The organism is Acidovorax sp. GW821-FHT10E03 (assembly GCF_059415205.1).
Map to the genome: position 1 here is coordinate 13,229 of NZ_JBWKMU010000005.1, position 25,541 is coordinate 38,769.

Genomic DNA, 25,541 nt, shown 5'->3' on the forward strand with positions numbered 1-25,541 from the left:
GGCCGGTGTTCAGGCGGGTGGACCGGGCAGGACCAGCCGGCGCCCGCGCAGTCCCGTGATGGCCTCCACGCGGGTGCGTGCGCCCAGGCGCAGGAGGATGGCGCTCATGTGCTCCTTGACCGTGCTCTCCGACAGGTCGTACTGCAGCGCGATGCGCTTGTTGGGCAGCCCCTGCAGCACCAGCGCCAGGATTTCGCCCTGGCGCACCGACAGGCCCAGTTCGGCGGGCGTGACCGGCAGGTCGCGGCTGCGCGGGGGCTGGTTGCCGGGGGGGGCGGGCACAAACCAGGCCAGGCCGCCCAGCAGGGCCTCCACCGCCTGGGCGAAGATCTCTGGCGGAGCCTGCTTGTGGATGAAGCCGTGCGCACCCGCCTGGCGCACGCGCTCCATCATGGCCGGGTCGTCGTCGCCGCTGACGACCGCCAGCGCGGTGCCGGGGCAGTGTTCGCGCACCAGCGCGATCAGGCCCAGCGCGGCACCTTCGGCCAGCCAGAAGTCGACGAGCGCGATGGCGGGGGCACCCCGCGTGGCCACCAGCGGCAGAAAGTCATCGGCGCACCCGGCCACGGCCACCTCCAGGTAGGGCAGGCGCAAGCGCAGGAATTCGGCCACGCCGCGTGCTACCAGCGGGTGGTCGTCCAGGATGAGTGCATAGGGTGACATGGGGGCCGGGGGGCGCTGCGGCGCCGGGCGCCGGGATGCCGCAGCAAAGCAAATTCTGCCAAGTGTGGACCGGAAGGGGCGGCGCGCAAACCCTACCTCGGTAGGGTTTTGCGGCGGGCGGCGTGCCGCACAGAATCCGCCCCTCTTTCATCCATTCATTCCTTCACCACCCAGGAGGTTTCCGTTCATGACCCCCACAAGCGCAAAGTTCACCCGGCACCACGCACGGCCCGCAGTCCGCTGGGCCCCTCTTGGGCTGGCCGCGGTGTTGCTGGCGGGCTGCGGGGGCGGCGATGGCGACGGCGGCACCACGCCCCCGCCCACGGCCGGGGCCTTCACCGTGGGGGGCTCCGTGGTCGGCCTGGGCGCCGGCAAGGCGCTGACCCTGCAGAACAATGGCGGCGATGACCTGGCCCTGAGCGCCAACGGCGGTTTTGTGTTCGCGGCCCGGCTGGACCGCGGCGTGGCCTATGCCGTCACCGTCACGACGCAGCCCGGCGGCCAGCGCTGCGCCGTGGCGCAAGGCACGGGCACCGCCACCGCGAACGTGGGCGATGTGCAGGTGCGCTGCGAGAACCTGGCGGCGGCCACCTTCACGGTGGGGGGCTCGGTATCGGGCCTGGCGGGCGGCGCAGTGGTGCTGCAGAACAACGGCGGCGATGACCTGTCCCTGGCCAGCAACGGTGGCTTCGCGTTTTCCACGGCGGTGGCCACGGGCAGCCCCTATGTCGTCACGGTGAAGACCCCGCCCGCAGGCCAGAACTGCGCGGTGCGCAACGGCAGCGGCACGGTGGGTTCGGCCCATGTCGGCTCGGTGGAGGTGGCCTGCGCCACGGCCGTGGCACTGCCGCAGGGGGACTGGAAGCAGGAGCGTTGCACGCCCATCGGCCCGGGCCAATGGGGCCGGTCGCTGTGGCGCATCGCGCGGCAAGGCGAGACCCGGGCCACGGTCAGCCTGGGCGTGGCGACCTACTCCGACGCGAACTGCACCGCCGCGGGCGCGGTCATTGGCGGGCAAGGGGGCGATGGGGGCAATTTCACGTTTGACCGCACGGGCGCGACACCCACGCTCGCCGCCTTCTGGGGCAGCTGGGCCCAGGTCACGGGGTTGACCTCGCGCACCGTGTGGGCGCGCAAGGGCCCCTATCTGTGCCCGCTGGGCGACCAGAACCCGAGCCTGTTCGGCTCGGCCGCCGCCGTGGAGGCCTCGGCCGACATCTCCATCCAGAACAAGGCCTGCTACACCCAGAACTGAACCCCCGTGCTCCCTGCGGGCCGTGGCGGCCCGTGGGCACCGCCGGGCGGCTGGACGGGGGGGCGGGCGGAATTTCAGCCGCCACTGCCCCGGCGCCGCAGCACCACCGTGATCTGCCCATTGGTCTCGATGGTCGCGCGCTCCACCTCGTGCAGGTGCAGGCATCCGCTGGCGCGCAGCGCGGCCTCGAGGTCGTCCGGTGAAAGCAGCTCCTTGCGCAGGAGGTCGGCGTTCACCTGTCCCTGCTCCACCAGCACCCGCGGCGTGCCGTCGATCAGCCGCTCCATCCACGCGAAGCGGAACGTCAGCTGCGCCAGCACCACGTGGCAGCCGATGAGCGTGGTGGCCGAGACGAGCCCGCCCACCAGCGAGTTGTCGCCCGCGTTCATCGAGTTCTGCACCGCGTTGGACAGGATCAGCAGCAGCACGAGGTCGAACGGCGCGTACTGCCCTGTCTGCCGCTTGCCTGTCAGGCGCAGGAACACCAGCAAAAAGACATAGACCACCACGCCGCGCAGCACGAACTCCCACCACGGTACATTCATTTCCCACATTGCAGGCTCCTTGTTGGAGGGTTGTGTCGCGTGCCAGTCTACGGCGCTGAGCGAAAATCCCGGACATGCCACCTGCCAGGCCGGCCCACGCCCCGTGCGGTCCCGGTCCCTTCACAGAAAGAAAACACCTCCATGCAACGCCGCCAATTCCACCAAGCCAGTGCCCTGGGGGCGCTGCTGTGCGCCAGCTGGCAGCAGGCCTGGGCCCTGTCGCTGGGCGATCTCTCCAATGCCGATGCCACGGGCGGCCTCAAGGCCGCGCTGGGCCAGGGCGCCCAGGCCGCGGTGTCGCTGCTGGGGCGGCCCGACGGTTTCCTGGGTAATCCCAAGGTGCGCATCGGGCTTCCCGGCTACCTGGACGACGCGGCCAAGGTCATGAAATCGCTGGGCCAGGGCAAGCGCGTCGATGAGCTGGTCACCTCCATCAACCGCGCCGCCGAGGCCGCCGTGCCCATGGGCAAGGACCTGCTCGTGGGCGCGGTGCAGAACATGACGGTGACGGACGCCAAGAACATCCTGGCGGGAGGAAGCACCTCGGTGACGGCCTTCTTCGCCGAGAAGACGCGCGTGCCGCTGGGGGAGCGCTTCCTGCCGGTGGTGGACCAGGCGACGGAGAAGGTGGGCCTCACCCAGAAGTACAACGCCTTCGCTGGCAAGGCCGCGGGCTTCGGACTGCTCAAGCCCGAAGAGGCCAACCTGGCGCGGTACGTCACCGGCAAGACGCTCGATGGCCTGTACACCATGATCGGCGAGGAAGAGCGCCGCATCCGCCAGGACCCGGCCGGCGCGGGCAGTGCCATCGCCCGCAAGGTGTTCGGCGCGCTGCGCTGATCGCCGTTCACCGCGATGCGCACCCCGCCCATGGCCCTGGCCGACAGCGCACCCTGCCCGTGCGGACGCACCGTGGCGCCCGCGGGCCGGCGCGCCGGCGGCACGGCCGCCGTGCTGCGTTATGCCGACTGCTGCGGCCGCTATGTGGACCATCTGGAAGCGGCGCCCGCGCCCGACGCCGAAAGCCTCATGCGGTCCCGGTACACCGCGTTCGTGGGCGAGCGGGCCGAGTACCTGCAGGCCACCTGGCACCCCACCACGCGCCCCGCGTCGATGGATTTCGATGCGGGCGCGCGGTGGCTCGGGCTTGCGGTGCGCGGCCACCGCGCCACGGGCGAAGGCCGTGCGGAAGTCGAGTTCGTGGCGCGCTACCGCGTGGGCGGCCGTGCCGTGCGCCTGCACGAGACCAGCCGCTTCGTGCGCGAAGGCGGGCGCTGGTTCTATGTGGATGGCGATGTCCACGGTTGAAATTTGCATGAAAATGACCTCAAGCCATTTATCCATAAGCGCCATAAGCTATGAAATTTGAAGCAATACTGTTCGACTGCGACGGGGTCCTGGTGGACAGCGAACCCATCACCAACGGCGTGCTGCGCGACATGCTCGCGGAGGCCGGCTGGGCCCTGAGCGCCGAGGAGTGCATGCGCATCTTCATCGGCAAGACCGTGCGCAGCGAGGCCGCCCGCATCGAGACCCACACCGGCCGGCCGCTCACCGATGCATGGATGGCCGATTTCTATGCGCGGCGCAATGCCGAGCTGGACCAGCGCCTCACGGCCATCGAGCACATCCACGGCACCATCGAGCGCGTGCACGCGCACCACGGCGGGCGCATCGCCTGCGCCTCGGGGGCCGACCGGCACAAGGTGGAGATGCAGCTGGCCAAGGTGGGCCTCACGCCCTTCTTCGAGGGCCGCATCTTCAGCGGCCACGAAATGCCGCGCACCAAGCCCGCGCCGGACGTGTACCTGGCGGCGGCCGCCGCGCTGCAGGCGCAGCCCCTGCGCTGCGCGGTGGTCGAAGACACGGTGACGGGCGTCACTGCGGGGGTGGCGGCGGGCGCCACGGTGTTTGCCTATGCGCCACTGGACGATGGCGAGGCCCTGCGCGCGGCGGGGGCGTCTGAGGTGTTTCGCAGCATGGCCGAGCTGCCGGCCTTGCTGGGCTGCTGACCGCTGCTGTTCGCACCAGGACACGCCATGCCCAAGCACAGCAGCCAGCTGCCACGGTGGCTACGCAACTGCGCCGCGCTCGCGGCCCTCGGCGTTCTCATGGGCTGCTCGTCGGTGCGCCCCTGGATCAACGAGCCGCTGCCGCCCGAAGACCGGGACATCCCCGTGCGCAAGTCCGAGCGCGACCCCACCATCCTGGTGGCCGTGACGCTTTCGGGCGGCGGCGCGCGCGCGGCCGCCTTCGGCTTCGGCGTGCTGACCGAGATGCAGCAGACCCGCTTTCGCTGGAATGGGCGGGACACCACCCTGCTGGACGCCACGGACGTGGTGAGCGGCGTGTCGGGCGGCAGCATTGTTGCCGCCTACTTCGCGGCGCATGGCATCGAGGGGCTGCCCCGGTTCGAGCACGACTTCCTGCGGCAGAACTTCCAGAACAGCCTCATCACCCAGGCCCTGCGGCCCGGCAACCTGGTGGACCTGACCTCGCCCTGGCTGGGCCGCACCCACCTGCTCGCGCGGCGGCTGGACGACCTGTACGGCGGGCTGACCTTCGGCGATGTGGAGCGGCGCCCGCGCCACCCGCAACTGTTCATCACCGCCACCGACATGTCGCTGGGCACGGGCTTCGAGTTCACCTGGGAGCAGTTCACGCTGATCTGCTCGGACCTGCGCAAGGTGCCGCTGTCCTTCGCGGTGGCGTCCTCGTCGGCCGTGCCGCTGCTGCTCAGCCCGATGACGCTCAAGAACTACGCCGACCAGTGCCCTGAACGCCGCACCGGCTCCACGGCCAGCGCGCGCGCCGCGGCCGCCGGCGACTACCGCGCCCGGCTGTACCGCGCGCACGAACTGAGCTACACCGACGCGCAGCGCAAGCCCTACATCCACCTGGTGGACGGCGGCCTGGCCGACAACCTGGGCGTGCAGCGCCTGCTGGACCGGGCCCTGGCGGGCGGCGGCCTGCGCCAGACGTTCAGCGAGGTGGGCATCCCGCCCGCCACCATCCGCAAGCTGGTGCTGATCACCGTGAACGCGGAGCGCGATCCGTCGGTCAACATCGACATGAGCGACCAGGTGCCCAACATGGCCCAGGTGGTGGATGCGCTGCTGTTCGGCACCGGCGCACGCGCCACGCGCGAGACGCAGGAGTTCCTGCGCGACATCACCCAGCAGTGGCGCCAGGCCCTGGCCGCGGGCTCCACGGGCAGCGGCGATGCCTTCGCGCCCGATGCCGAGATCCATGTGATTCCCGTGAACCTGCGCGACGCGCCGGACGACGTGGCGCGGCGGCGCCTGTTGCAGGTGCCCACGGCGTTCTCCATCTCCCACGAAGAGGTCACCGACCTCATCGAGGCCGGCGGCAGCGTGCTGCGGCATTCGCCCGAGTTCCGCGCGCTGGTGCAGTCATTGCTGCACGGCGCACCCAGGCCGCCGCAGCCGTCGCAGTGACAGAGGCGCGGGGCCGGTAGGCCGCCAGCCCGCGCGGGCAGGCCTTTCGTCCCTGGCTCAGGGCCGCGTGTCGGGCGCGGGGGTGGTGGGCACGTCCTGGTCCTCGGCCGCTTCGATCTGCGCGGCCAGGGCCCTCTGGTAGCCGGGGCGCTGCTGCAGCCGCTGCCAGTAGGCGCGCGTGGCCTCGCCGAACTGCGGCTCCAGGTCCAGGTGCTGGGCCAGCAGCAGCGCATAGCCCACCGACACATCGGCCGCCGTGAAGCGGCCCGCGCACAGGTAGTCGCTGCGTGCCACGGCGGCCTCCACCGCGCGCAGGCGCGCCAGGAACCAGCGGCTGTAATCCTCCACCACCTGGGGCTGCTTGCGGTCCGCGGGCTCGAATCGCCCGTAGCGCAGCACCAGTGTCTGCGGAAAGGTGAGCGTGGCCTCGCCCAGGTGCAGCCAGTTCAGGTAGGCGCCAAAGGCCGGGTCGGGGGGGCGCACGTCCAGCCCGGCGTCCGGGTGCGCGGCGGCCAGGTACTGGCAGATGGCGGCCGATTCGGTCATGCGCACCTGGTGTGGCGCCTTGCCCTGCACCAGCAGTGGCACGGTGCCCAGCGGGTTCTCTTCCAGGAACCAGCGGGCGTGCGCGCGCGGCGGAAACGGCAGCATGTGCAGCACGTACGGCAGCCGCAGCTCTTCCAGCATCCACAACGGGCGGAAGGAGCGGGCGCTGACGCAGTGGTACAGATGGATCATGGGTGCGGTGGGGGCATGGCGGTGTGGTGACCGGGCCCGCCAGTGTAGTGGCGGGTGGCGAAAGTGCGCTGGCCGGTGCCGTCCTGGCGACGCTCGTCACGCAGCGCCGCAACGCTTCATGCGGCGTTGCGCGCCTTGCGCCGGAACTCCGCCGGCGAGTCCCCCGTCCAGCCGCGGAACGCGCGGATGAAGCTCTTCTCGTTGACGAAGCCCGCCGCCTCGGCCACCTGCTTGATGGGGCGGTCCGTGCGGTGCAGCAGGTCCACGGCGCGGCTTTGGCGCACCTCGTCCTTCAGGCCCTGCAGCGTGGCGCCTTCTTCCTTGAGCTGGCGGTGCAACGTGCGCGGCGACACATGCAGCAGGCCCGCGAGCGATTCGGCGCTGTGCTGGGGCAGCGCATGCGCCAGTTGCCCGGCCACGGGGGCGCCCAGCAGCTGGCGCACGCGCTGCACCAGCAGCCGGTCGCGCCGGTACTGCAGCACCGTCAGGGGCAGGGCGTGCTGCAGCATCTGGCGCAGGGCCTGCTCGTCGCGCCGCAGGGGCAGGCTGAGGTAGCGCGCATCGAAGTGGATGGCCGTCCGCGGGGCGCCAAAGGCCACCGGGCCGCGGAAGAGCACCGCGTACGCGTCCGCATGCGGCGGCGCGGCGAACGCGAACTCGGCGGCGATCAGCGGTATGCGCGAATCCACCAGCCAGCAGGCCAGCCCGTGTGCATTGCGCAGCACCGAGACCAGGCAGAACTCGCGCAACGCGCCCAGGTCGCGTGCTTCGGCGATGCCCAGGGTGGCGGTGCCGCCCTGGACCGTGAGGTGCAGCGCGATATCGTCCGCGAGCAGCCCGTGGTGGCGGCACCAGCGTGCCAGCGCCACCTGCAGGTTGGGCGAGCTGATGGACGCGCGCGCCAGCATGCCGTAGCTGCCCCAGGGCAGGCGCCGGCTGAACCAGCCCAGGGCCTCGTCGTCCAGCTCCTGCATGGCGGCATCGGAGATCTGCTCCATCTGCCAGGCGGTGATGCGGGCATGGGTATCGTGCAGCAGCTCCGGCGCGATCTGTGCCTGCGCCAGGGCGCGTTCGGGGCCCATGCCCCGGCGTTCGTAGGCCAGCGCGATCGCCCGCACGAAGGCCATGGGCGTCACGGCGGGTGCGCTGGCGGGGGCCAGGGCCTGCCAGGCTGGCTCGGGGGTGGGGGCAACGGGTTTCACACAAGGCAGTGTGCCCGATGCGTGGCACGATTTGCAACCTTTGTGGCAACCAGGGCCGGACCAGGGCTTCTATGCTTACGGATCGCCGCCCCCGCCGCCGCACGCGGGAGGAAGAGCCATGCAAGGAGACACAACATGACGACGACCCCTGCCGCCTTTGCCGCCGCGGCCCCTCTCACCGGCAGCCACGCCCGTGGCGCCAGCGGCGTCCCGCTGATCGAGCAGACCATCGGCGACTTCTTTGCCGGCATGGTGGCCCGCCAGCCGGGGCGCGAGGCGCTGGTCAGCGTGCACCAGGGGCGCCGCTACACCTACGCCGAACTGCAGGTCCAGGCGCAGCGCCTGGCCAGCGCGCTGTTCGGCCAGGGCCTGGTGCCCGGCGACCGCGTGGGCATCTGGTCGCACAACAACGCCGAATGGGTGCTGATGCAGCTGGCCACCGCGCAGGCGGGCCTGGTGCTGGTCAACATCAACCCGGCCTACCGCACGTCCGAAGTCGAATACGCCCTGAACAAGGTGGGCTGCAAGCTGCTGGTGACCATGGCGCGCTTCAAGACCAGCGACTACCTGGGCATGCTGCGCGAGCTGGCGCCCCAGTGGCAGCACCAGCAGCCGGGCCAGCTGGGCGCGGTGAAGCTGCCCCACCTGCACACGGTGGTGTGGATCGACGAGGCGGGCCAGGGCGCCGACGAGCCCGGGCTGCTGCGCTTTTCGGACCTGATCGCGCGCGGCGATGCGGCCGACCCGCGCCTGGCCCAGGTGGCCGCCACGCTCAAGGCCACCGACCCCATCAACATCCAGTTCACCAGCGGCACCACGGGCTTCCCGAAGGGCGCCACGCTCACGCACCGCAACATCCTGAACAACGGCTTCTTCATCGGCGAATGCATGAAGCTCACGCCCGAGGACCGCCTGTGCATCCCCGTGCCGCTGTACCACTGCTTCGGCATGGTGCTGGGCAACCTGGCGTGCCTGACACACGGCGCCACCATCGTGTACCCCAACGACGGGTTCGACCCGCTCACCGTGCTGCAGACGGTGCAGGACGAGCGCTGCACCGGCCTGCACGGCGTCCCCACGATGTTCATCGCCGAGCTGGACCACCCGCGGTTCGCCGAGTTCGACCTGTCCACCCTGCGCACCGGCATCATGGCGGGCTCTCCCTGCCCCACCGAGGTGATGAAGCGCGTGGTGGAGCAGATGAACCTGCGCGAGATCACCATCGCCTACGGCATGACCGAGACCAGCCCGGTCAGCTGCCAGAGCAGCACCGACACGCCGCTCGACAAGCGCGTCTCCACCGTGGGCCAGGTGCAGCCGCACCTGGAGGTCAAGATCGTGGACCCCGACACCGGCGCCGTGGTGCCCATCGGCCAGCGCGGCGAGTTCTGCACCAAGGGCTATTCGGTGATGCACGGCTACTGGGGCGATGAGGCCAAGACCCGCGAAGCCATCGACGAAGGCGGCTGGATGCACACGGGCGACCTCGCCACCATGGACGCCGAGGGCTATGTGAACATCGTCGGCCGCATCAAGGACATGGTGATCCGTGGCGGCGAGAACATCTACCCGCGCGAGATCGAAGAGTTCCTGTACCGCCACCCGCAGGTGCAGGACGTGCAGGTGGTGGGTGTGCCCGATGCCAAGTATGGCGAGGAGCTTTGCGCCTGGATCATCGCCAAGCCGGGCACGAAGCCCACCGAAGACGACATCCGCGCCTTCTGCAAGGGCCAGATCGCGCACTACAAGGTGCCGCGCTACATCCGCTTCGTCACCAGCTTCCCGATGACGGTGACGGGCAAGATCCAGAAGTTCAAGATCCGCGATGAGATGAAGGATCAGCTCGGTCTGGTCGAAGCCAAGACCGCGTGAAACACACAAGAAGCAACACAGCATGACCATTCTCGACACCCAACTCAACGCCCGCTCGGCGGACTTCCTGGCCAATGCCGCCGCCATGCGCACGCTGGTGGACGACCTGCGCGCCCAGCTCGACAAGGTCGCCCAGGGCGGCGGCGAGGCCGCCCGCGCCAAGCACACCGCGCGCGGCAAGCTGCTGCCGCGCGAGCGCGTGCAGATGCTGCTGGACCCGGGCACGCCGTTTTTGGAACTGGCCCCGCTGGCCGCGCTCAACATGTACAACAACGATGCGCCCAGTTCGGGGCTGATTGCCGGCATCGGCCGCGTGAGCGGCGTGGACTGCATGATCGTGTGCAACGACGCCACGGTGAAGGGTGGCACCTACTACCCGCTCACCGTCAAGAAGCACCTGCGCGCGCAGGAAGTGGCGCAGCAGAACCACCTCACCTGCATCTACCTGGTGGACTCCGGCGGCGCCAACCTGCCCAACCAGGACGAGGTCTTTCCGGACCGCGACCACTTCGGCCGCATCTTCTTCAACCAGGCCAACATGAGCGCCATGGGCATCTCGCAGATCGCGGTGGTCATGGGATCGTGCACGGCGGGCGGCGCCTATGTGCCGGCCATGAGCGACGAGTCCATCATCGTCAAGAACCAGGGCACCATCTTCCTGGGCGGCCCGCCGCTGGTCAAAGCCGCCACGGGCGAGGTCGTCACGGCCGAGGACCTGGGCGGTGGCGACGTGCACACGCGCCTGTCGGGCGTGGCCGACCACCTGGCGCAAAACGACCTGCATGCGCTGCAACTGGCGCGCAATGCGGTGCGAAATCTGAACAAAAACAAGGCTCCAGCGCCCGCCGATCAAGCGCCAGTAGCTCCTAAATTTGTAGCTGAAGAGCTCTACGGCGTGATCCCCGTCGACACACGCAAGCCCTTCGACGTGCGCGAGATCATTGCCCGCATCGTCGATGGCAGCGAGTTCGACGAGTTCAAGGCGCGCTATGGCACCACGCTGGTCACGGGCTTCGCGCGCATCGAAGGCATGATGGTCGGCATCATCGCCAACAACGGCATCCTGTTTTCCGAGTCGGCCCTGAAGGGCGCGCATTTCATCGAGCTGTGCTGCCAGCGCAAGATCCCGCTGGTGTTCCTGCAGAACATCACCGGCTTCATGGTCGGGCGCAAGTACGAGAACGAAGGCATCGCGCGCAACGGCGCCAAGATGGTCACGGCCGTGGCCACGGCCAGCGTGCCCAAGTTCACCATCATCATCGGCGGCAGCTTTGGCGCCGGCAACTACGGCATGTGCGGCCGCGCGTACTCGCCCCGCTTCCTGTGGATGTGGCCCAACGCGCGCATCAGCGTGATGGGCGGCGAGCAGGCGGCCGGCGTGCTCGCCACCGTCAAGCGCGATGGCATCGAGGGCAAGGGCGGCCAGTGGAGCATGGAGGAAGAAGAAGCCTTCAAGGCACCCATCCGCCGCCAGTACGAAGACCAGGGCCACCCCTACTACGCCACTGCCCGCCTGTGGGACGACGGCGTGATCGACCCGGCCGACACCCGCCGCGTGCTGGCGCTGGGCCTGGCGGCCACGCGCAATGCGCCCATCGAAGACACCAGGTTCGGCCTGTTCCGCATGTGACCGTGCCGGGAGCCGCCATGGACGCCGTCGCCCACTTCACCCAGCTCGCACGCTACAACGTGTGGGCCACGGCGCGCCTGCTCGATGCCGTGCGGGCGCTGCCTGAAGAGGCCTACCGGCGCGATGTGGGCCTGTTCTTCAAGAGCATCCACGGCACGCTCAACCACCTGCTGGTGGGCGAACACCATCTGTGGTTCGTGCGGTTCGCCGAAGGCACCTCGCCCAAGATGGCGCTGGACGCCGAACTGGAAAGCGACCGCGCGCGGCTGGATGCCCGCCTGCGCGAGGGCGCGGCCCGCTGGGCACCGCTGATCGCTTCGTTCGCCCCAGGCCGCTGGGACGGTACGCTGGACTACACCACCATGCGCGGCACGGCGGCATCGCTGCCGTTCGCGGCCACGCTGGCGCATGTGTTCAACCACGGCACGCACCACCGGGGCCAGATCACCGCCGCATTGACCGCCCTGGGCCAGTCCAGCCCCGAGCTGGACCTTGTCTACTTCCTGCAAAACCCGCCCAAGCCATGAGCCAGAACCTGTCCATCACCCACACCGGCGCCGTGGCGCGCATCACGCTCACGCAGCCCGAGATCCGCAATGCCTTCAGCGACGAAGTCATCGCCGAGATCACCGCCGCCTTCATGGAGGTGGGCGGGCGTGCCGATGTGCGCGCCGTGGTGCTGGCCGCAGAAGGGCCCGCGTTCTGCGCGGGCGCCAACCTGAACTGGATGCGCCGCATGGCCGACTACACGCGCGACGAAAACATCACCGACGCCGGCAAGCTGGCCGAGATGCTGCGCGTGATCTACGCATGCGAGAAGCCCACCATCGCCCGCGTGCAGGGCGATGTGTACGCGGGCGGCATGGGCCTGGTGGCCGCGTGCGACATGGCGGTGGCGGTGGACACGGCGGGCTTTTGTCTCAGCGAGGTGAAGCTGGGCCTCATCCCCGCCACCATCAGCCCCTATGTGATCCGTGCCATGGGGGCGCGCGCCGCGCACCGCTATTTCCTGACGGCCGAGCGCTTCGGCGCGGCCGAGGCGCTGCGCATCGGCTTCGTGCACGAGGTGGTGGCGGCCGACCAACTCGACGCCAAGGTGGACGAACTGCTGAAAGCCCTGACCAGCGCCAGTCCCAACGCCGTGCGCGTATGCAAGAAGCTGGTGATGGATGTGGCCGAGCGGGAAATCAACGCGGGCCTGATCGCCGCCACCGTGCAGGGCATTGCCGACATCCGCGCCAGCGACGAGGGCAAGGAGGGCGTGCAGTCCTTCCTGAACAAGCGCAAGCCGAACTGGCTGATATGAGACACCCCCCTGAGGCGCTGCGCGCCTTCCCCCCGCTCTCGTTGCGCTGCGCGCACCGGGCAGGTGGACGACGCCCTCGCTGCGGGGCGGCCCTTGCTCGGCGTCCCTGGCCTGGGGCGCGCCAGTTGTCGCGGCCAGCGATCTTTCACAGTGTCGGGGAGACCTACTGACATGGACACCCTCTGGCTTAACATCGTGCAGTGGCTCCACACGCTGGGGCTGCATGTGGATGGCGGCACGGCGCGCGCCGTGGGTGACGCAGCGGCCACGGCCACCGCGCGGCTCGACATGCCCAGCCTGCTGGCGCTGGCCGCCGCGCTGGGCTGGGCCAGCGGCTTTCGGCTGTACGCGGTCGTGTTCCTCGTCGGCGGCATGGGTGCCATGGGCTGGATGCCCTTGCCCCCCGGTCTGCACGTGCTGCAGAACCCGCTGGTGCTGCTGGTGGCGGGCGGCCTGATGCTGGTCGAATTTTTTGCGGACAAGGTCCCGTGGATCGACAGCGCCTGGGACGCCGTGCACACCGTCATCCGCGTGCCCGGCGGCGCCCTGCTGGCCGCGGGCGTGTTCGGTGCCGACAACGCCACCATGGGCGTGGTGGCCGGTTTGCTGGGCGGGTCGCTGGCCGCCACGTCCATGGCCACCAAGATGACCACGCGCGCAGCGGCCAACACCTCGCCCGAGCCGTTTTCCAACTGGCTGCTGTCGTTTTTCGAAGACGGCCTGGTGGTGGCCGTGGTGTGGCTGGCCACGCAGCACCCGGTGGCCTTCGGCATCGCACTGGTGCTGATGGTGGCCGTGTCGGTGTTGCTCCTGGTGGTGCTGTTCAAGTTTCTGCGCGCCGTGGTGCGGCGCTTGTCTTCTTTCTTTTCTGGTTCTGCCAAGGTGGCTTAAAAATGTTCAAAAAGATTCTGATTGCCAATCGTGGCGAGATCGCCTGCCGGGTCGCCGCTACGGCCAAGCGCCTGGGCGTGAAGACCGTTGCGGTGTACTCCGATGCCGACGCCAAGGCCAAGCACGTGGCCGTGTGCGACGAGGCCGTGCACATCGGCGGCAGCGCGCCCAAGGACAGCTACCTGCGCTGGGAGCGCATCATCGAGGCCGCCCAGGCCACGGGCGCACAGGCCATCCACCCCGGCTACGGCTTCCTGTCCGAGAACGAGGACTTCGCCCACGCCTGCGCGGCCGCAGGCCTGGTCTTCATCGGCCCGCCACCCTCGGCCATCAAGGACATGGGCCTCAAGGCCGAGTCCAAGCAGCTCATGGAAAAGGCCGGCGTGCCCCTGGTGCCCGGCTACCACGGCAGTGACCAGGACCCGGCGCTGCTGCAGCGCGAGGCCGACCGCATCGGCTACCCCGTGCTCATCAAGGCCAGCGCGGGCGGCGGCGGCAAGGGCATGCGCGCGGTGGACAAGAGCGGGGACTTCGCCGCCGCGCTCGAATCGTGCAAGCGCGAGGCCATCAACAGCTTTGGCGACGACGCGGTGCTGGTCGAAAAATACGTGCAGCGCCCCCGCCACATCGAGATCCAGGTGTTTGGCGACATGCACGGCAACTGCGTCTATCTGTTCGAGCGCGACTGCTCCGTGCAGCGCCGCCACCAGAAGGTGCTGGAAGAGGCCCCCGCCCCCGGCATGACGCCGGAACTGCGCGCACAGATGGGCGAAGCCGCCGTGGCCGCCGCCAAGGCGGTGAACTACGTGGGCGCGGGCACGGTGGAGTTCATCGTGGAGCAGCCCGGTGGCTACGAGCGGCCCGACCAGATGAAGTTCTACTTCATGGAAATGAACACCCGCCTGCAGGTGGAGCACCCGGTGACGGAGGCCATCACGGGGCTCGATCTGGTGGAGTGGCAACTGCGCGTGGCGTCTGGCGAGCCGCTGCCTTTGACACAGGACGCGCTGCGCATCACCGGCCATGCGATCGAAGCGCGCATCTGCGCCGAGAACCCCGACAACAACTTCCTGCCCGCCACCGGCGCGCTCAACGTGTATGCGCTGCCCGACTGCGTGACCTTCGAGCGGGGCGCGGTGCGCGTGGACTCCGGCGTGCGCCAGGGCGATGCGATCAGCCCGTTCTACGACTCCATGGTGGCCAAGCTCATCGTGCACGGCGACACGCGCGAGCAGGCACTGGCGCGGCTGGACGAGGCCCTGGAGCAAACGCACATCGTGGGCCTGGCGACCAACGTGCAGTTCCTGCGCCGCGTGGCGCGCACCGGTGCATTTGCGAACGCGCAGCTCGACACCGCGCTGATCCCGCGCGAGCAGGCGGTGCTGTTCCACCAGGAGCCGGTGGGCCTGCCCCTGGCCGCCGCAGCCGCCGTGGCGCAGACGGTGCTGCATGAACGCGCCACCGAAGGCGTGGACCCCTTCAGCCGCCGCGACGGTTTTCATTCGCACGCGCTCACGCGCCGCCGCTTCGAGTTCGAGTTTGGCGGCGAGCACGCCAAGGCCTGGCTTACCTACGAACGTGACGGCGCGCTGCACCTGGCGGTTGACGAGGGCGATGCGGCCGTGGCAGGGCCGCTGGAATTCGCGGAACAAGGCGGCGCCATCGAACTGCAGTTCGCAGGCCAGCGCACCCGCGCTGCGGTGTACGCCCAGGGCGAGGTGGACCATGTGTTCACCCCGCGCGGCGCGACGCAGATCACCGCCATCGACCTGCTGGCCCATGCGGGCGAGGCAGCGGCCGAAGGCGGGCGCCTCACGGCCCCCATGCCCGGCAAGGTGGTGTCTTTTGCCGTCAAGGCGGGCGATGCCGTCACCAAGGGCCAGCCGCTGGCGGTAATGGAAGCCATGAAGATGGAGCACACCATTGCCGCGCCCGCAGACGGCGTGGTGCAGGAGCTGCTGTACGCCCCGGGCGACCAGGTGACCGAAGGCGCGGAGCTGCTCAAGCTGGTGGTGGCCGAAAAGGCGTAGGCGGCGGCAGGGCACCCCGCATGCGACAGCGCGCGGGGGGCAATGCCGTTACGCTTGGGCGCCATGAAAATCACCTTCTGCTGTACCGACACCAAGGCCGACCCCTGGCTCCAGGGGCTTTCCGCCGCATTGCCCGGCGCTGATATTTCCGTGTGGCAGCCCGGTGCGCCGCTGGCCGACTACGCCGTGGTCTGGGCGCCGCCCCAGCAGTTCATGGACGAGCAGCCAGGCCTCAAGGCGCTGTTCAATATCGGGGCGGGCGTGGATGCGCTGCTCAAGCTGCGCCTGCCGCCCGGTGCGCTGGTGGTGCGGCTCGACGATGCGGGCATGGCCGTGCAGATGGCCGAGTACGTGTGCCATGCGGTCATCCGCCACTTTCGCGAGTTCGACGGCTACGAGGCCGACATGACGGCAGGGCGCTGGGGCTACCGCAAGCCGCGCCTGCGTGGCGACTACCCCATTGGCGTGATGGGCCTGGGCGTGCTGGGCGAGCGCGTGGCCAAGGCGCTGGCGCAGTTCGAGTTCCCGGTCAACGGCTGGAGCCGCAGCCCCAAGGCCATCGAAGGGGTGCGCGCCTTCAGTGGCGCGGAGCAGTTCCACGACTTCCTGGCGGCCAGCCGCGTGCTGGTCAACCTGCTGCCGCTCACGCCCGACACGGCCAATGTCATCAACAAGGAAACGCTGGGCCGCCTGCTGCCGGGCGCCTACGTCATCAACGTGGCGCGCGGCGCGCACCTCGTGGACGAAGACCTGCTGGCGGCCATCGGCAGCGGCCACGTGGCCGGCGCCACGCTCGATGTGTTCCGCACCGAGCCGCTGCCCGCGGACCACGCGTTCTGGAGCCACCCGCGCATCACCGTCACCCCCCACACCTCGGCGCGCACGCTGCGCGAGGAGAGCATTGCCCAGATCGCGCGCAAGATGGCCGCGCTGCAGCGGGGCGAGGCGGTCGCGGGCGTGGTGAACCCCGGGCGTGGGTACTGAGGCCGCTGGCCGGCGGTGTCTCCAGCGTTGAAAATGGGGGCATGAACACGTCAACCTTTCGCGGCTTGCTTGGCTTCCTGGGCTGGTTCCTGCTGGTGCCCGGTGCCCTGACCGCGCTGGGCGCGGCGTGGCTGCTGGCCTCGGGCATGAGCCTGCTGGGCGGCACGCTCACCGCCCAGGGCCGCGTGGTGGCGCATGAGGAGACCTTTGTCGGCCCCTCCCACCGCAAGGCGCTCGCCCGGAAAAGCATCGTGGAATTCGTGGCGGGCGACGGGCGAACCCTGCGTTTCACGGACTCGGTGGCGCGCCAGCTTCAGGCCGTGCACAAGGTCGGCGAGGCGGTCACGGTGCGCTATCCCGCCAAGGACCCCGCGCAGGCCGAAATCAGCAGCTCCACCACGATCAGGAGCTTCATCGGCGTCGTGATGCTGCTGTTCGGTGCCGTGGGCATGGCGGCGGGCTGGCTGTTGCTGCGCCTGCGCCCGAGGGCCGCGGCCCCACCGCCCTGAGCCCCTGGCTGGCAGCCCGTCAATCCATCGTCACGCCCGCATCGCGCACCAGCTTGCCCAGGCGCTGCGCGTCGGCCTTGATCAGCGCGCCGAAGTCTGCCGCCGTGCCCGCCACCACCGGCGTGCCGATGGCCTCCCACTTGGCGCGGAAGGCGGGTTCCTTGAAGATCGCATTCACCGTGGCGTTGAGCTTGTCCACGGCGGCCTGCGGCGTACCCGCGCGCACGGCGATGCCGTGCCAGCCGGTGATCTGGTAGCCCGGCACGCCCGCTTCGGCCATGGTGGGAACGTTGGGCAGCACCTTGGCGCGCTCGGCCGACGTGACCGCCAGCGGGATGAGCTTGCCCGACTGGAGGTGCGGCAGCGAGCTGCCCACGATGTCGAACATCACGTTCACCTGGCCGCCCAGCAAGTCGTTGAGCGCGGGGCCCGCGCCGCGGTACGGAATGTGGCCCATCTTCACGTGGGCGGTGGTGTTGAACAGCTCACCCGCCAGGTGCTGCGGCGTGCCGTTGCCGGCCGATGCAAAGCTCAGCACCGGCTTGCCCGCCTTGGCCATGGCGATGAGTTCCGGCAAGGTCTTCACGCCCAGCGAGGGGTGCACTTCCAGCACCAGCGGAAAGGCCGACAGCTGCACCACGGGCACCAGGTCGGTCAGTGGGTTGAACGGCATGCTGGCGTACAGCGACGGGTTCACCGCCATCGGGCCGCTGGCGGCCAGCAGCAGGGTGTGGCCGTCGGCGGGCGCCTGCTTGGCCACCTCGGCGCTGCCGGAGTTGCCGCCCGCGCCGCCCTTGTTGTCCACCACCACGGTCACGCCCAGGCGGCTTTGCAGCTCGGGCTGCAGCATGCGCGCCATCAGGTCGGTGGGGCCTCCGGGCGGGTAGGGCACCACGAAGCGAATGGTCTTGGTGGGGAAGGCGGCCGGGGCCGTCTGGGCCACGGCGTGGCCTGCCATGCCCAGGGCCAGGGCCAGGGCCCAGGTGGCGGGCACGGCAAGCGCCAGGCGGATGGCCGTGCGTCGCGTGGCCTGGCGGGCCTGCGGTACGGGGGAGTGGGCGTGGGCGGTGGGGTGTTGTTGCATGGTGTCTCCTGCGGATGGATGAAGGCCCGTCTGGCGCGGGCTGATGGGTTTGATGGCGTAATGAGAATGGGCAGAGGCGGGCCGAGGCTCAGCCCGCCCCGAACCGCTGGCGGATGTCCTGCGCCGTGGCCAGCGGCCGCCCCAGCGCAGCCGCGGCCTCGACCGCCTGGCGCACCAGCGCCGCGTTGTCGGGTGCAGTGCTGCCGTCCTTGCGGAGCAGGTTGTTCTCAAAGCCCACGCGGGCATGCCCGCCGAAGACCGCGGCGGCGGTGATGCAGGTGTTCTCGGCCGCGCCGAACGCGCACACGGCCCAGGGCTCGGGCCCTTCGTGGGCGGCCAGGAAGGGCAGCAGGTCGCGCGGGCTCGATGTCTGGCCCGCGCTGTAGCGGCCCAGCACGAACAGCAAAAACCACGGCGCATCCGGCACCACGCCGCTGGCGCGCAGCGCCTGCCAGCGGCGCAGTTCGGCCACGTCGTACAGGATGACCTGCACCATGCAGCGGCGCTGTACCAGGCCGGTGAAGAAGCGCTGCAGCCCCGCCTCTCCGATCTCGGGCTGGTCGATCTCGCGCAGGCCGATGGACACGGCCTCGGGCTGCAGCGCCTCGACCATCACGATCTGCGCCGGGGCGCGGTACACGCCCGCGGCTTCGCTCGTGACCTGCACCACCATCGCATCGCCCACCGCGTGCTGCACCACGCGCCGGGCTTCGCGGTAGCCTTCCACGTCCAGGCTGTGGCGGCCCTGGGCGTCGCGGATGTGCATGTGGATCATGGCCGCACCCGCCTCCAGGCAGGCCTTGGCGGTGGCGGCCAGCGTGGCCGGCGTGGTCGGCACGGCGGGGTGGTCGCTGGGCAGCTTGTACGCGCCGTTGGGCGCCACGGTGACGATCAGCGGGTCGGGCCATTGGCTGGTGGCGCTCATGGCGTGGCTCCCGGCGTGGTGTGTGTGCTGGCGGGCTCGATGGCAGGCAGCTCGCTGGCCAGCAGGGCCAGGCCCTGGCGCAGCAGCGTGTCGTAGCGGGTGCGCTCGGCGCGTTTGCGGTCCTCGGGCCAGTCGAAGAAGCCCTTGCCGGTCTTCATGCCCAGCTCGCCCTTGGCCACGCGGTCGCGCAGCGCCTGGGCGGGCACGTCGGTGTTGGAAAGCGTGGGATACATGGTGGCCGCGGCCGCGCAGTGCACCTCGATGCCCGCGTGGTCGCGCTGCAGCACCGGCCCCGCCGCCAGGAAGCGAAAGCCAAAGCCAAAGCGCACGGCGGCGTCCACGTCTTCCGGAGACGCGATGCCTTCGTCGATGAGCGCAAACGCCTCGCGCGACAGCGCATGCTGCATGCGGTTGGCCAGAAAACCCGGCTTGTCCTTCTTCACCAGCACCGGCACGCTGCCGCAGCGGCGCATGAAGCCGTGCAGCCACTGGCCCAGCGTGGGGTCGCTGCGCTCGCCCAGCACCACCTCCACCAGCGGCACCAGGTGCGCCGGCATGAAGAAGTGCAGGCCCAGCATGCGCCGCGCGGTGGGCAGGCCCTGTGCGATGGCGCTGATCGGAAAACCCGAGCTGTTGCTGGCCAGTACCGCGCTGGCCGGGGCGATGGCTTCCAGCTCGGCAAACAGCTGCTGCTTGGCGGCCAGCTGCTCGGTGATGCATTCGACCACCAGCACCACGCCGTCCCAGGCCACGTCCTGCAGGCTGGCGCACACCTCCACCGGGCCCGCGCTCGCGGCCAGGCCGGCGGCGTTGAGCTCGGCGGCAATGTGCGGCAGCAGCAGATCGCGCCGTGCGGTGTGCGGGTCCACCACCGTGACCCGGGCACCGCCGCGGGCCAGGACCACGGCCACGTCGGCGCCCATGGTGCCCCCGCCCACGACCACCGTGCGTGCATTGCGCGGCGAACTGATGTCCATGCTGCTGTCTCCTTGTGTTGTCTTGCGGTGCAGTCTAGGCAGGCGGCATTGCGCGGTCCAGACGTATTTTTCGATAGACTGATCGGCCATGAAGATCAATTGGTCGGCCCGCGAGGTCGATGTGTTCCTGGCGCTGGCCGACACGCTGAGCTTTCGGCGCACCGCGCTGCAGATGCACCTGTCGCAGTCGGCGGTGTCGGGCACGCTCGCGCGGCTCGAAGAGATGCTGGGCGCGCGCCTGTTCGACCGCACCACGCGCACGGTGCATCTCACGCAGGCGGGCGAGGTGTTTGCCGAGCAGGCCCGCTTTCTGCGCCACCAGATGGATGAGACGGTGCGCCGCGTGCAGGCCGTGGCGCAGGTGCAGGTGGGGCGGCTGGCGCTGGCGGCGCTGCCGTCGCTGGCGGCGGGCGTGGTGCCGCGCGCGTTCGCGCGCTTTGCGGCGGGGCACCCGGGCGTGCACCTGGAGCTGTTCGACAGCCTGGCGGGCCCGGCGTTCGACATGGTGCGCGCAGGGCGCGTGGACTTCGCGCTCACTGCCGCCAACCCCGCGTATGCCGACCTCGACTACACCCCGCTGTCGTCCGACCGCTTCGTGCTGCTGCTGGCCCGCGCCCACCCGCTGGCGCGCGGCCGCGGTGCGCTGGCCTGGGCCGATGTGGCAGACCTGCCGCACATCTCCATGCCGGCGGGCACCAGCGTGCGGCAGTACGCCGACGAGGCGCTGCTCACGCACCGCATCCGCTTTGCGCCGCGCTACGAGGTGGAGCACCTGGCCACCATCGCGGCCATGGTGGCCGCGCAGCTGGGCGTGAGCGCGCTGCCCGAGCTGGCCGCGCAGGTGGTGCGCCGGCCCGAGGTGGTGGCCCGCCCGCTCAAGCTGCCCTCGCTGCGGCGGCCCATCGGCCTGGTCACGTTGCGCGGGCGGCGCCTGTCGCTGGCGGCGGTGCAGATGGTGGCGCTGCTGCGCCAGGAGATGGAGGAGGGGGCTGCACGCTGAGGCCCCGGACGCCGGCGCCGCAATGGCAGGAGCGGGGAAGGGTCTGGCAGGATATGGGGTGGTGCCGTCCCCGCGAAGCCCGGACAATAGACGGCCTGTTCCCGGCCGAGGTGTCCGGGCTGCAGCGGCGCCGCCCGGGCGCTGCCGCCGCCAGGGCCCGGCCTGTTTCCCGTTTCCCTTTCTTTCAGGTAGCCGCCCATGAGCATTCCTTCCCGCGTCAAACTCATCGATGTCGGTCCGCGCGACGGGCTTCAGAACGAAAAATCGCCCGTGCCCGCCGACGTCAAGATCGCCCTGGTGCACCGCCTGCAGGACGCGGGCCTCAAAGAGATCGAAGTCACGAGCTACGTGAGCCCCAAGTGGGTGCCGCAGATGGCCGACAACCACGAGGTGATGCAGGGCGTGAACCGCGTGGCCGGCGTGCGCTACTCGGTGCTCACGCCCAACCTCAAGGGCTATGAAGCCGCGGTGGCGGACCGGCCCGACGAGATCGTGGTCTTCGGCTCGGCCAGCGAGGCCTTCAGCCAGAAGAACATCAACTGCTCCATCGCCGAGAGCATCGAGCGCTTCGCGCCCGTGGTCGAGGCGGCGCTGGCGGCCGGCATCGGCGTGCGCGGTGCGATGAGCTGCACCGTGGGCTGCCCGTACGAGGGCGAGATCGCCCCCGGGCGCGTGGAGTATCTTGCCGGCCTGCTCCAGGGCATCGGCGTGCAGCGCGTGGACGTGGCCGACACCATCGGCGTGGGCACGCCGCGCAAGGTGCAGCGCGCGCTGGAAGCGACGCTGAAGCATTTCGGCATCGACGACGTGTCGGGCCACTTCCACGACACCTACGGTCAGGCGTTGTCCAACACGCTGGCCGCGCTGGAGCTGGGGGTGTGGAACTACCAGTCCTCCGTGGCGGGCCTGGGCGGCTGCCCATACGCCAAGGGCGCCACGGGCAACGTGGCGACGGAAGACGTGGTCTACATGCTGCACGGCATGGGCATCGAGACGGGCATCGATCTTGATAAGCTCATCGATGCGGGGGCCTACATCAGTGGGTTCCTGAATCGTAAACCCAATTCCCGCGCAGCGAATGCACTGCTGACCAAACGCGCGGGATAGCGCCATCGGCGCAGGAGAAAACTACCGTGTGCGGAGCTGAACTGAAGAATTTGCCGGACGGCGTGCAGCGCGTGGCCGCGGCGCTGCAATCGCAGGGCCATCCCCACATGCCCCAGATGCTCGACGACGCCGCGCGCACTGCGCAGCAGGCGGCCGATGCGCTCGGCATCCTCGTGGGGCAGGTGGCCAAGAGCATCATCTTCCGGCGCAAGAGCGACGACGTGGCCGTGCTCGTGGTCACGTCGGGCGACCGGCGCGTGGACGAGAAAAAGGTCGAGGCCCATGTGGGCGGCAAGATCGGCCGGGCCGATGCCGAGTTCGTGAAGTCGCGCACCGGCTTTTCCATCGGCGGCGTCTCGCCCGTGGCGCATGCCACGCCGCCCGTCACGCTGATCGACCAGGACCTGCTGCGCTTTGACGTGGTGTGGGCCGCGGCCGGGCACCCGCACAGCGTGTTTGCGCTGCATCCGGGCGACCTGCAGCGCCTGACCGGGGCGCCCGTGGTCGACGTGGTGCAGGCGCCCGTGGACACCAGCGTGCAGCCCGCCGCATGAATGCTATTGATTTGCTAGCTGATCGCGCCCACCAGTTGGGCGCTAGCGGCCATTTTGATGCCCAGAGCATGGAGCCCGTGCCCTCGCCGTGCATCTCGGTGTGCCGCATGTCGCCCGACCGCAGCCATTGCGAAGGCTGCTTTCGCACGCTCGACGAGATCCGCATCTGGTCGCGTGCCGACGCCAGTTTGCGCCGGGGCATCTGGGCGCAGCTGCTGGGCCGCGCTGGCATCCCGGCCGCCCCGCAGAAGGCACAGGAGACATCGCCGTGAAGCGCATCACCTTTTACCTGGACTTCGTGTCCCCCTACGCCTGGCTGGCGTTCGAGCGCCTGCCCGAGGCGCTGCAGGGGCTGAGCTACAGCGTGGCCTACCAGCCCGTGCTGCTGGGTGCGCTGCTGCAGCAGCATGCCAACCCCGGGCCGGCGGGCATCGCCCCCAAGCGCGACTGGACCTACCGCCATGTGACCTGGCTGGGCCACGCGCAGGGCACGCCGCTGCAGATGCCCGCGCGCCATCCGTTCAACCCGCTGCCCCTGCTGCGCACGGCGCTGGCCTGCAGCGACGACGGCCACATCAACCGCTTCGTGGCCGGCACGGTGCTGCGCCATGTGTGGCAGGGCGGGCACGATGCGCTCGACCCGGCGCGCCTGGCCGATCTGGCCACGCAACTCGCGGACCAGCTGCGGCCCGGCGAGGATGCGGCCAGCGATGGCCCCAAGGCCCTGCTGCGCGCCAACACCGAAGCCGCGCAGGCGGCGGGCGTTTTTGGCGTGCCGGCGTTCGAGGTGGACGGCAAGCTGTTCTGGGGCCTCGACGGCCTGCCGATGCTGCGCGCGTACCTCGACGGCGACGCGTGGTTCGACGGTCCGGGCTGGGATGCTGTCAGCCAGCTCCCATCGGGTTTACCCGGCAAGGTGTGAGCGATTTCCGGATGCTGAAAGGGGCGCTGCGGGTTTCACCCTAAGTTGTCAGAGAGCGGTCAGTTTGGTGAAAGCTCGTGTTGGTTTCGCGTCAGAGCGTGGTCAGTGCCATCTCCAAGAATGCGTGCAGCCCGCCGCAGCGCGGTCTGAACAACCAACAGGAGACACACACCATGGCAACCGTTCATCCCGCACCGCGGCCGATGTCGCCCGAAGAGAGGAAGGTCATCTTCGCGTCGTCCCTCGGCACCGTTTTCGAGTGGTACGACTTTTATCTGTACGGCTCGCTCGCGGCCATCATCGCCAAGCAGTTCTTCAGCGGCCTGGATGCCGGCTCGGCGTTCATCTTCGCGCTGCTGGCGTTTGCCGCGGGCTTCATCGTCCGCCCCTTCGGCGCCATCTTCTTCGGCCGCCTGGGCGACATGATCGGGCGCAAGTACACGTTCCTGGTCACCATCCTGATCATGGGCCTGTCGACCTTCATCGTGGGTATCCTGCCCACGTATGCATCGATCGGCGTGGCGGCTCCCGTCATCCTGATCGCACTGCGCCTGCTGCAAGGCCTGGCGCTGGGCGGTGAGTACGGCGGCGCGGCCACCTACGTGGCCGAGCATGCCCCGCACGGCAAGCGCGGCGCCTACACGGCCTGGATCCAGACCACGGCCACGCTGGGCCTGTTCCTGTCGCTGATGGTGATCCTGGGCACCCGCACGGCCATGGGCGAGGAAGCCTTCGCCGACTGGGGCTGGCGCATCCCGTTCATCGTGTCGATCCTGCTCCTGGCCATCTCGGTCTGGATCCGCCTGTCGATGAACGAATCCCCCGCCTTCCAGAAGATGAAGGCCGAAGGCAAGACCTCCAAGGCGCCGCTGACCGAGTCTTTCGGCCAGTGGAAGAACCTGAAGATCGTGATCCTGGCGCTGGTGGGCCTGACCGCCGGCCAGGCCGTGGTGTGGTACTCGGGCCAGTTCTATGCGCTGTTCTTCCTGACGCAGGCGCTGAAGGTCGATGGCGCCACCGCCAACATCTTCGTGGCCGTGTCGCTCTTGATCGGCACGCCGTTCTTCATCGTGTTCGGCGCGCTGTCGGACAAGATCGGCCGCAAGCCCATCATCCTGGCGGGCTGCCTGCTGGCCGCGCTGACGTACTTCCCCGTGTTCGGCGCGCTGACCAAGGCGGCCAACCCCGCCCTGGCCGAAGCACAGGCCAAGAACCAGGTGATCGTGACGGCAGACCCCAAGGAATGCTCGTTCCAGTTCAACCCCACCGGCACCTCCAAGTTCACCAGCTCGTGCGACATCGCCAAGCAGGTTCTGGCTGGCGCTTCGGTGAGCTATGAGAACGCCACGTCCGCCGCCGGCACGCCCGCCTCGATCAAGATCGGCGAGACGGTCATCACCTCGTACTCCAGCAAGGGCCTGCCCGCTGACGAAGCCAAGAAGAAGGACGGCGAGTTCAAGAAGGCCGTGGCCGATGCGCTGAAGGCCGCCGGCTACCCCACCAAGGCCGATCCCGCCCGCATCGACAAGGTCATGGTCACGGTCATCCTGACCTACCTGGTGCTGCTGGTGACCATGGTGTACGGCCCCATCGCCGCCATGCTGGTGGAAATGTTCCCGACCCGCATCCGCTACACGTCCATGTCCCTGCCATACCACATCGGTAACGGCTGGTTCGGCGGCCTGCTGCCCACCACGGCATTCGCCATCGTGGCCCAGACCGGCAACATGTACAACGGCCTGTGGTACCCCATCATCATCGCGGGCGCCACCGTGGTGATCGGCGGCCTGTTCGTCAAGGAAACCAAGGACGTTGACATCTACGCCAACGACTGACCGTTTCTGATCGGTGTGCAGGGCCCGCCCCGCAAGGGTCGGGCCCTGTGTTCC

Annotated in this window: 26 protein-coding genes; 19 read left to right on the forward strand and 7 right to left on the reverse strand. The window is 69.5% G+C overall.

Translation table 11 applies throughout. The annotated features are described in order from the left end of the window. Nucleotides 1-9: 9 nt before the first annotated feature. Nucleotides 10-663, reverse strand: coding sequence for a LuxR C-terminal-related transcriptional regulator (locus AC07OD_RS09895; protein WP_494596395.1), 654 nt, complete (start codon nucleotides 661-663; stop codon nucleotides 10-12). A 187-nt stretch (nucleotides 664-850) separates the two neighbouring features. On the opposite strand from AC07OD_RS09895, the gene AC07OD_RS09900 reads away from it, so the two are divergent. After that, nucleotides 851-1,918 carry a hypothetical protein gene (locus AC07OD_RS09900; protein ID WP_494596397.1) on the forward strand — a complete coding sequence of 356 codons (1,068 nt, stop codon included), beginning with the start codon at nucleotides 851-853 and terminating at the stop codon, nucleotides 1,916-1,918. 74 nt (nucleotides 1,919-1,992) lie between these two features. Here the strand turns inward: AC07OD_RS09900 and AC07OD_RS09905 are convergent, their stop codons facing one another. Continuing rightward, complete coding sequence (locus tag AC07OD_RS09905) at nucleotides 1,993-2,472, reverse strand: DUF421 domain-containing protein (protein ID WP_218296284.1); 480 nt, start codon at nucleotides 2,470-2,472, stop codon at nucleotides 1,993-1,995. Nucleotides 2,473-2,604: 132 nt separating this feature from the next. On the opposite strand from AC07OD_RS09905, the gene AC07OD_RS09910 reads away from it, so the two are divergent. Genes AC07OD_RS09910 through AC07OD_RS09925 form a run of 4 tightly spaced genes read left to right on the forward strand, consistent with a single transcriptional unit; the run spans nucleotide 2,605 to nucleotide 5,921 of the window. Then, nucleotides 2,605-3,303 carry a DUF4197 domain-containing protein gene (locus tag AC07OD_RS09910; RefSeq protein ID WP_218296283.1) on the forward strand — a complete coding sequence of 233 codons (699 nt, stop codon included), beginning with the start codon at nucleotides 2,605-2,607 and terminating at the stop codon, nucleotides 3,301-3,303. Between the two features lie 15 nt (nucleotides 3,304-3,318). Continuing rightward, nucleotides 3,319-3,771, forward strand: coding sequence for a YchJ family protein (locus tag AC07OD_RS09915; RefSeq protein ID WP_255591056.1), 453 nt, complete (start codon nucleotides 3,319-3,321; stop codon nucleotides 3,769-3,771). 50 nt (nucleotides 3,772-3,821) lie between these two features. Continuing rightward, nucleotides 3,822-4,475, forward strand: coding sequence for an HAD family hydrolase (locus AC07OD_RS09920; RefSeq protein WP_218296282.1), 654 nt, complete (start codon nucleotides 3,822-3,824; stop codon nucleotides 4,473-4,475). A gap of 27 nt (nucleotides 4,476-4,502) precedes the next feature. Beyond that, entirely contained in the window at nucleotides 4,503-5,921 is a 1,419-nt protein-coding gene (locus tag AC07OD_RS09925; protein WP_369643478.1) for a patatin-like phospholipase family protein, read from the forward strand. Nucleotides 5,922-5,978: 57 nt separating this feature from the next. Here AC07OD_RS09925 and AC07OD_RS09930 read toward each other — a convergent pair whose 3' ends face one another. After that, nucleotides 5,979-6,659, reverse strand: coding sequence for a glutathione S-transferase family protein (locus AC07OD_RS09930; protein WP_218339899.1), 681 nt, complete (start codon nucleotides 6,657-6,659; stop codon nucleotides 5,979-5,981). 116 nt (nucleotides 6,660-6,775) lie between these two features. Then, the gene (locus AC07OD_RS09935; RefSeq protein ID WP_255591080.1) at nucleotides 6,776-7,786 is read right to left on the reverse strand and encodes an AraC family transcriptional regulator; all 1,011 of its coding nucleotides are present in this window, start codon (nucleotides 7,784-7,786) and stop codon (nucleotides 6,776-6,778) included. Between the two features lie 210 nt (nucleotides 7,787-7,996). Here AC07OD_RS09935 and AC07OD_RS09940 point away from each other — a divergent pair, with 210 nt between their 5' ends. The 8 genes from AC07OD_RS09940 (at nucleotide 7,997) to AC07OD_RS09975 (ending at nucleotide 17,083) form a co-directional block, all read left to right on the forward strand. Beyond that, nucleotides 7,997-9,733: an AMP-binding protein gene (locus tag AC07OD_RS09940; RefSeq protein ID WP_494596401.1), complete on the forward strand. Its 1,737-nt coding sequence runs from the start codon at nucleotides 7,997-7,999 to the stop codon at nucleotides 9,731-9,733. Between the two features lie 22 nt (nucleotides 9,734-9,755). Beyond that, entirely contained in the window at nucleotides 9,756-11,363 is a 1,608-nt protein-coding gene (locus AC07OD_RS09945) for a carboxyl transferase domain-containing protein (protein WP_369643475.1), read from the forward strand. Between the two features lie 17 nt (nucleotides 11,364-11,380). Beyond that, a complete protein-coding gene (locus AC07OD_RS09950; RefSeq protein ID WP_218339893.1) occupies nucleotides 11,381-11,890 on the forward strand; it encodes a DinB family protein in 510 nt (169 codons plus the stop codon). After that, nucleotides 11,887-12,669, forward strand: a complete 783-nt coding sequence (locus AC07OD_RS09955; RefSeq protein ID WP_492244681.1) for an enoyl-CoA hydratase/isomerase family protein — start codon at nucleotides 11,887-11,889, stop codon at nucleotides 12,667-12,669. Before AC07OD_RS09950 ends, AC07OD_RS09955 begins: the two co-directional genes overlap by 4 nt. Before the next feature lie 171 nt (nucleotides 12,670-12,840). Further along, nucleotides 12,841-13,560, forward strand: coding sequence for a DUF4126 domain-containing protein (locus AC07OD_RS09960; RefSeq protein WP_369643473.1), 720 nt, complete (start codon nucleotides 12,841-12,843; stop codon nucleotides 13,558-13,560). A gap of 2 nt (nucleotides 13,561-13,562) precedes the next feature. Beyond that, nucleotides 13,563-15,590: an acetyl/propionyl/methylcrotonyl-CoA carboxylase subunit alpha gene (locus tag AC07OD_RS09965; protein ID WP_494596404.1), complete on the forward strand. Its 2,028-nt coding sequence runs from the start codon at nucleotides 13,563-13,565 to the stop codon at nucleotides 15,588-15,590. 63 nt (nucleotides 15,591-15,653) lie between these two features. Next, complete coding sequence (locus tag AC07OD_RS09970) at nucleotides 15,654-16,574, forward strand: 2-hydroxyacid dehydrogenase (RefSeq protein ID WP_494596405.1); 921 nt, start codon at nucleotides 15,654-15,656, stop codon at nucleotides 16,572-16,574. Nucleotides 16,575-16,615: 41 nt separating this feature from the next. Further along, nucleotides 16,616-17,083, forward strand: a complete 468-nt coding sequence (locus AC07OD_RS09975; protein ID WP_218296271.1) for a DUF3592 domain-containing protein — start codon at nucleotides 16,616-16,618, stop codon at nucleotides 17,081-17,083. 19 nt (nucleotides 17,084-17,102) lie between these two features. Here AC07OD_RS09975 and AC07OD_RS09980 read toward each other — a convergent pair whose 3' ends face one another. From AC07OD_RS09980 to AC07OD_RS09990, 3 genes are all read right to left on the reverse strand, one after another. Continuing rightward, entirely contained in the window at nucleotides 17,103-18,167 is a 1,065-nt protein-coding gene (locus AC07OD_RS09980) for a Bug family tripartite tricarboxylate transporter substrate binding protein (RefSeq protein ID WP_494596407.1), read from the reverse strand. 88 nt (nucleotides 18,168-18,255) lie between these two features. Beyond that, complete coding sequence (locus AC07OD_RS09985; protein WP_494596409.1) at nucleotides 18,256-19,092, reverse strand: beta-keto acid cleavage family enzyme; 837 nt, start codon at nucleotides 19,090-19,092, stop codon at nucleotides 18,256-18,258. Beyond that, the gene (locus AC07OD_RS09990; protein ID WP_494596410.1) at nucleotides 19,089-20,069 is read right to left on the reverse strand and encodes a 3-hydroxyacyl-CoA dehydrogenase family protein; all 981 of its coding nucleotides are present in this window, start codon (nucleotides 20,067-20,069) and stop codon (nucleotides 19,089-19,091) included. Before AC07OD_RS09990 ends, AC07OD_RS09985 begins: the two co-directional genes overlap by 4 nt. An 88-nt stretch (nucleotides 20,070-20,157) precedes the next feature. On the opposite strand from AC07OD_RS09990, the gene AC07OD_RS09995 reads away from it, so the two are divergent. The 6 genes from AC07OD_RS09995 to AC07OD_RS10020 all read left to right on the forward strand — a co-directional run bounded on the left by AC07OD_RS09995 (nucleotide 20,158) and on the right by AC07OD_RS10020 (nucleotide 25,487). Then, nucleotides 20,158-21,069: a LysR family transcriptional regulator gene (locus tag AC07OD_RS09995; RefSeq protein ID WP_494596412.1), complete on the forward strand. Its 912-nt coding sequence runs from the start codon at nucleotides 20,158-20,160 to the stop codon at nucleotides 21,067-21,069. Between the two features lie 198 nt (nucleotides 21,070-21,267). Then, on the forward strand, nucleotides 21,268-22,176 hold the full coding sequence (locus AC07OD_RS10000; RefSeq protein ID WP_218296266.1) for a hydroxymethylglutaryl-CoA lyase: 909 nt from the start codon (nucleotides 21,268-21,270) through the stop codon (nucleotides 22,174-22,176). 26 nt (nucleotides 22,177-22,202) lie between these two features. Further along, nucleotides 22,203-22,730, forward strand: a complete 528-nt coding sequence (locus AC07OD_RS10005; protein ID WP_218296265.1) for a YbaK/EbsC family protein — start codon at nucleotides 22,203-22,205, stop codon at nucleotides 22,728-22,730. Next, a complete protein-coding gene (locus tag AC07OD_RS10010) occupies nucleotides 22,727-23,002 on the forward strand; it encodes a DUF1289 domain-containing protein (RefSeq protein ID WP_492244674.1) in 276 nt (91 codons plus the stop codon). Before AC07OD_RS10005 ends, AC07OD_RS10010 begins: the two co-directional genes overlap by 4 nt. Next, complete coding sequence (locus tag AC07OD_RS10015) at nucleotides 22,999-23,652, forward strand: 2-hydroxychromene-2-carboxylate isomerase (RefSeq protein ID WP_492244673.1); 654 nt, start codon at nucleotides 22,999-23,001, stop codon at nucleotides 23,650-23,652. Before AC07OD_RS10010 ends, AC07OD_RS10015 begins: the two co-directional genes overlap by 4 nt. 173 nt (nucleotides 23,653-23,825) lie before the next feature. Beyond that, nucleotides 23,826-25,487, forward strand: coding sequence for an MFS transporter (locus AC07OD_RS10020; RefSeq protein WP_218296262.1), 1,662 nt, complete (start codon nucleotides 23,826-23,828; stop codon nucleotides 25,485-25,487). Nucleotides 25,488-25,541 lie beyond the last annotated feature (54 nt).

What these genes read in the sequence shown, in the direction of transcription:
- AC07OD_RS09895 (WP_494596395.1), bottom strand. Translation starts at nt 663, where the DNA reads ATGTCACCCTATGCACTCATCCTGGACGACCACCCGCTGGTAGCACGC.
- AC07OD_RS09900 (WP_494596397.1), top strand. Translation starts at nt 851, where the DNA reads ATGACCCCCACAAGCGCAAAGTTCACCCGGCACCACGCACGGCCCGCA.
- AC07OD_RS09905 (WP_218296284.1), bottom strand. Translation starts at nt 2,472, where the DNA reads ATGTGGGAAATGAATGTACCGTGGTGGGAGTTCGTGCTGCGCGGCGTG.
- AC07OD_RS09910 (WP_218296283.1), top strand. Translation starts at nt 2,605, where the DNA reads ATGCAACGCCGCCAATTCCACCAAGCCAGTGCCCTGGGGGCGCTGCTG.
- AC07OD_RS09915 (WP_255591056.1), top strand. Translation starts at nt 3,319, where the DNA reads ATGCGCACCCCGCCCATGGCCCTGGCCGACAGCGCACCCTGCCCGTGC.
- AC07OD_RS09920 (WP_218296282.1), top strand. Translation starts at nt 3,822, where the DNA reads ATGAAATTTGAAGCAATACTGTTCGACTGCGACGGGGTCCTGGTGGAC.
- AC07OD_RS09925 (WP_369643478.1), top strand. Translation starts at nt 4,503, where the DNA reads ATGCCCAAGCACAGCAGCCAGCTGCCACGGTGGCTACGCAACTGCGCC.
- AC07OD_RS09930 (WP_218339899.1), bottom strand. Translation starts at nt 6,659, where the DNA reads ATGATCCATCTGTACCACTGCGTCAGCGCCCGCTCCTTCCGCCCGTTG.
- AC07OD_RS09935 (WP_255591080.1), bottom strand. Translation starts at nt 7,786, where the DNA reads ATGGCCTTCGTGCGGGCGATCGCGCTGGCCTACGAACGCCGGGGCATG.
- AC07OD_RS09940 (WP_494596401.1), top strand. Translation starts at nt 7,997, where the DNA reads ATGACGACGACCCCTGCCGCCTTTGCCGCCGCGGCCCCTCTCACCGGC.
- AC07OD_RS09945 (WP_369643475.1), top strand. Translation starts at nt 9,756, where the DNA reads ATGACCATTCTCGACACCCAACTCAACGCCCGCTCGGCGGACTTCCTG.
- AC07OD_RS09950 (WP_218339893.1), top strand. Translation starts at nt 11,381, where the DNA reads ATGGACGCCGTCGCCCACTTCACCCAGCTCGCACGCTACAACGTGTGG.
- AC07OD_RS09955 (WP_492244681.1), top strand. Translation starts at nt 11,887, where the DNA reads ATGAGCCAGAACCTGTCCATCACCCACACCGGCGCCGTGGCGCGCATC.
- AC07OD_RS09960 (WP_369643473.1), top strand. Translation starts at nt 12,841, where the DNA reads ATGGACACCCTCTGGCTTAACATCGTGCAGTGGCTCCACACGCTGGGG.
- AC07OD_RS09965 (WP_494596404.1), top strand. Translation starts at nt 13,563, where the DNA reads ATGTTCAAAAAGATTCTGATTGCCAATCGTGGCGAGATCGCCTGCCGG.
- AC07OD_RS09970 (WP_494596405.1), top strand. Translation starts at nt 15,654, where the DNA reads ATGAAAATCACCTTCTGCTGTACCGACACCAAGGCCGACCCCTGGCTC.
- AC07OD_RS09975 (WP_218296271.1), top strand. Translation starts at nt 16,616, where the DNA reads ATGAACACGTCAACCTTTCGCGGCTTGCTTGGCTTCCTGGGCTGGTTC.
- AC07OD_RS09980 (WP_494596407.1), bottom strand. Translation starts at nt 18,167, where the DNA reads ATGCAACAACACCCCACCGCCCACGCCCACTCCCCCGTACCGCAGGCC.
- AC07OD_RS09985 (WP_494596409.1), bottom strand. Translation starts at nt 19,092, where the DNA reads ATGAGCGCCACCAGCCAATGGCCCGACCCGCTGATCGTCACCGTGGCG.
- AC07OD_RS09990 (WP_494596410.1), bottom strand. Translation starts at nt 20,069, where the DNA reads ATGGACATCAGTTCGCCGCGCAATGCACGCACGGTGGTCGTGGGCGGG.
- AC07OD_RS09995 (WP_494596412.1), top strand. Translation starts at nt 20,158, where the DNA reads ATGAAGATCAATTGGTCGGCCCGCGAGGTCGATGTGTTCCTGGCGCTG.
- AC07OD_RS10000 (WP_218296266.1), top strand. Translation starts at nt 21,268, where the DNA reads ATGAGCATTCCTTCCCGCGTCAAACTCATCGATGTCGGTCCGCGCGAC.
- AC07OD_RS10010 (WP_492244674.1), top strand. Translation starts at nt 22,727, where the DNA reads ATGAATGCTATTGATTTGCTAGCTGATCGCGCCCACCAGTTGGGCGCT.
- AC07OD_RS10020 (WP_218296262.1), top strand. Translation starts at nt 23,826, where the DNA reads ATGGCAACCGTTCATCCCGCACCGCGGCCGATGTCGCCCGAAGAGAGG.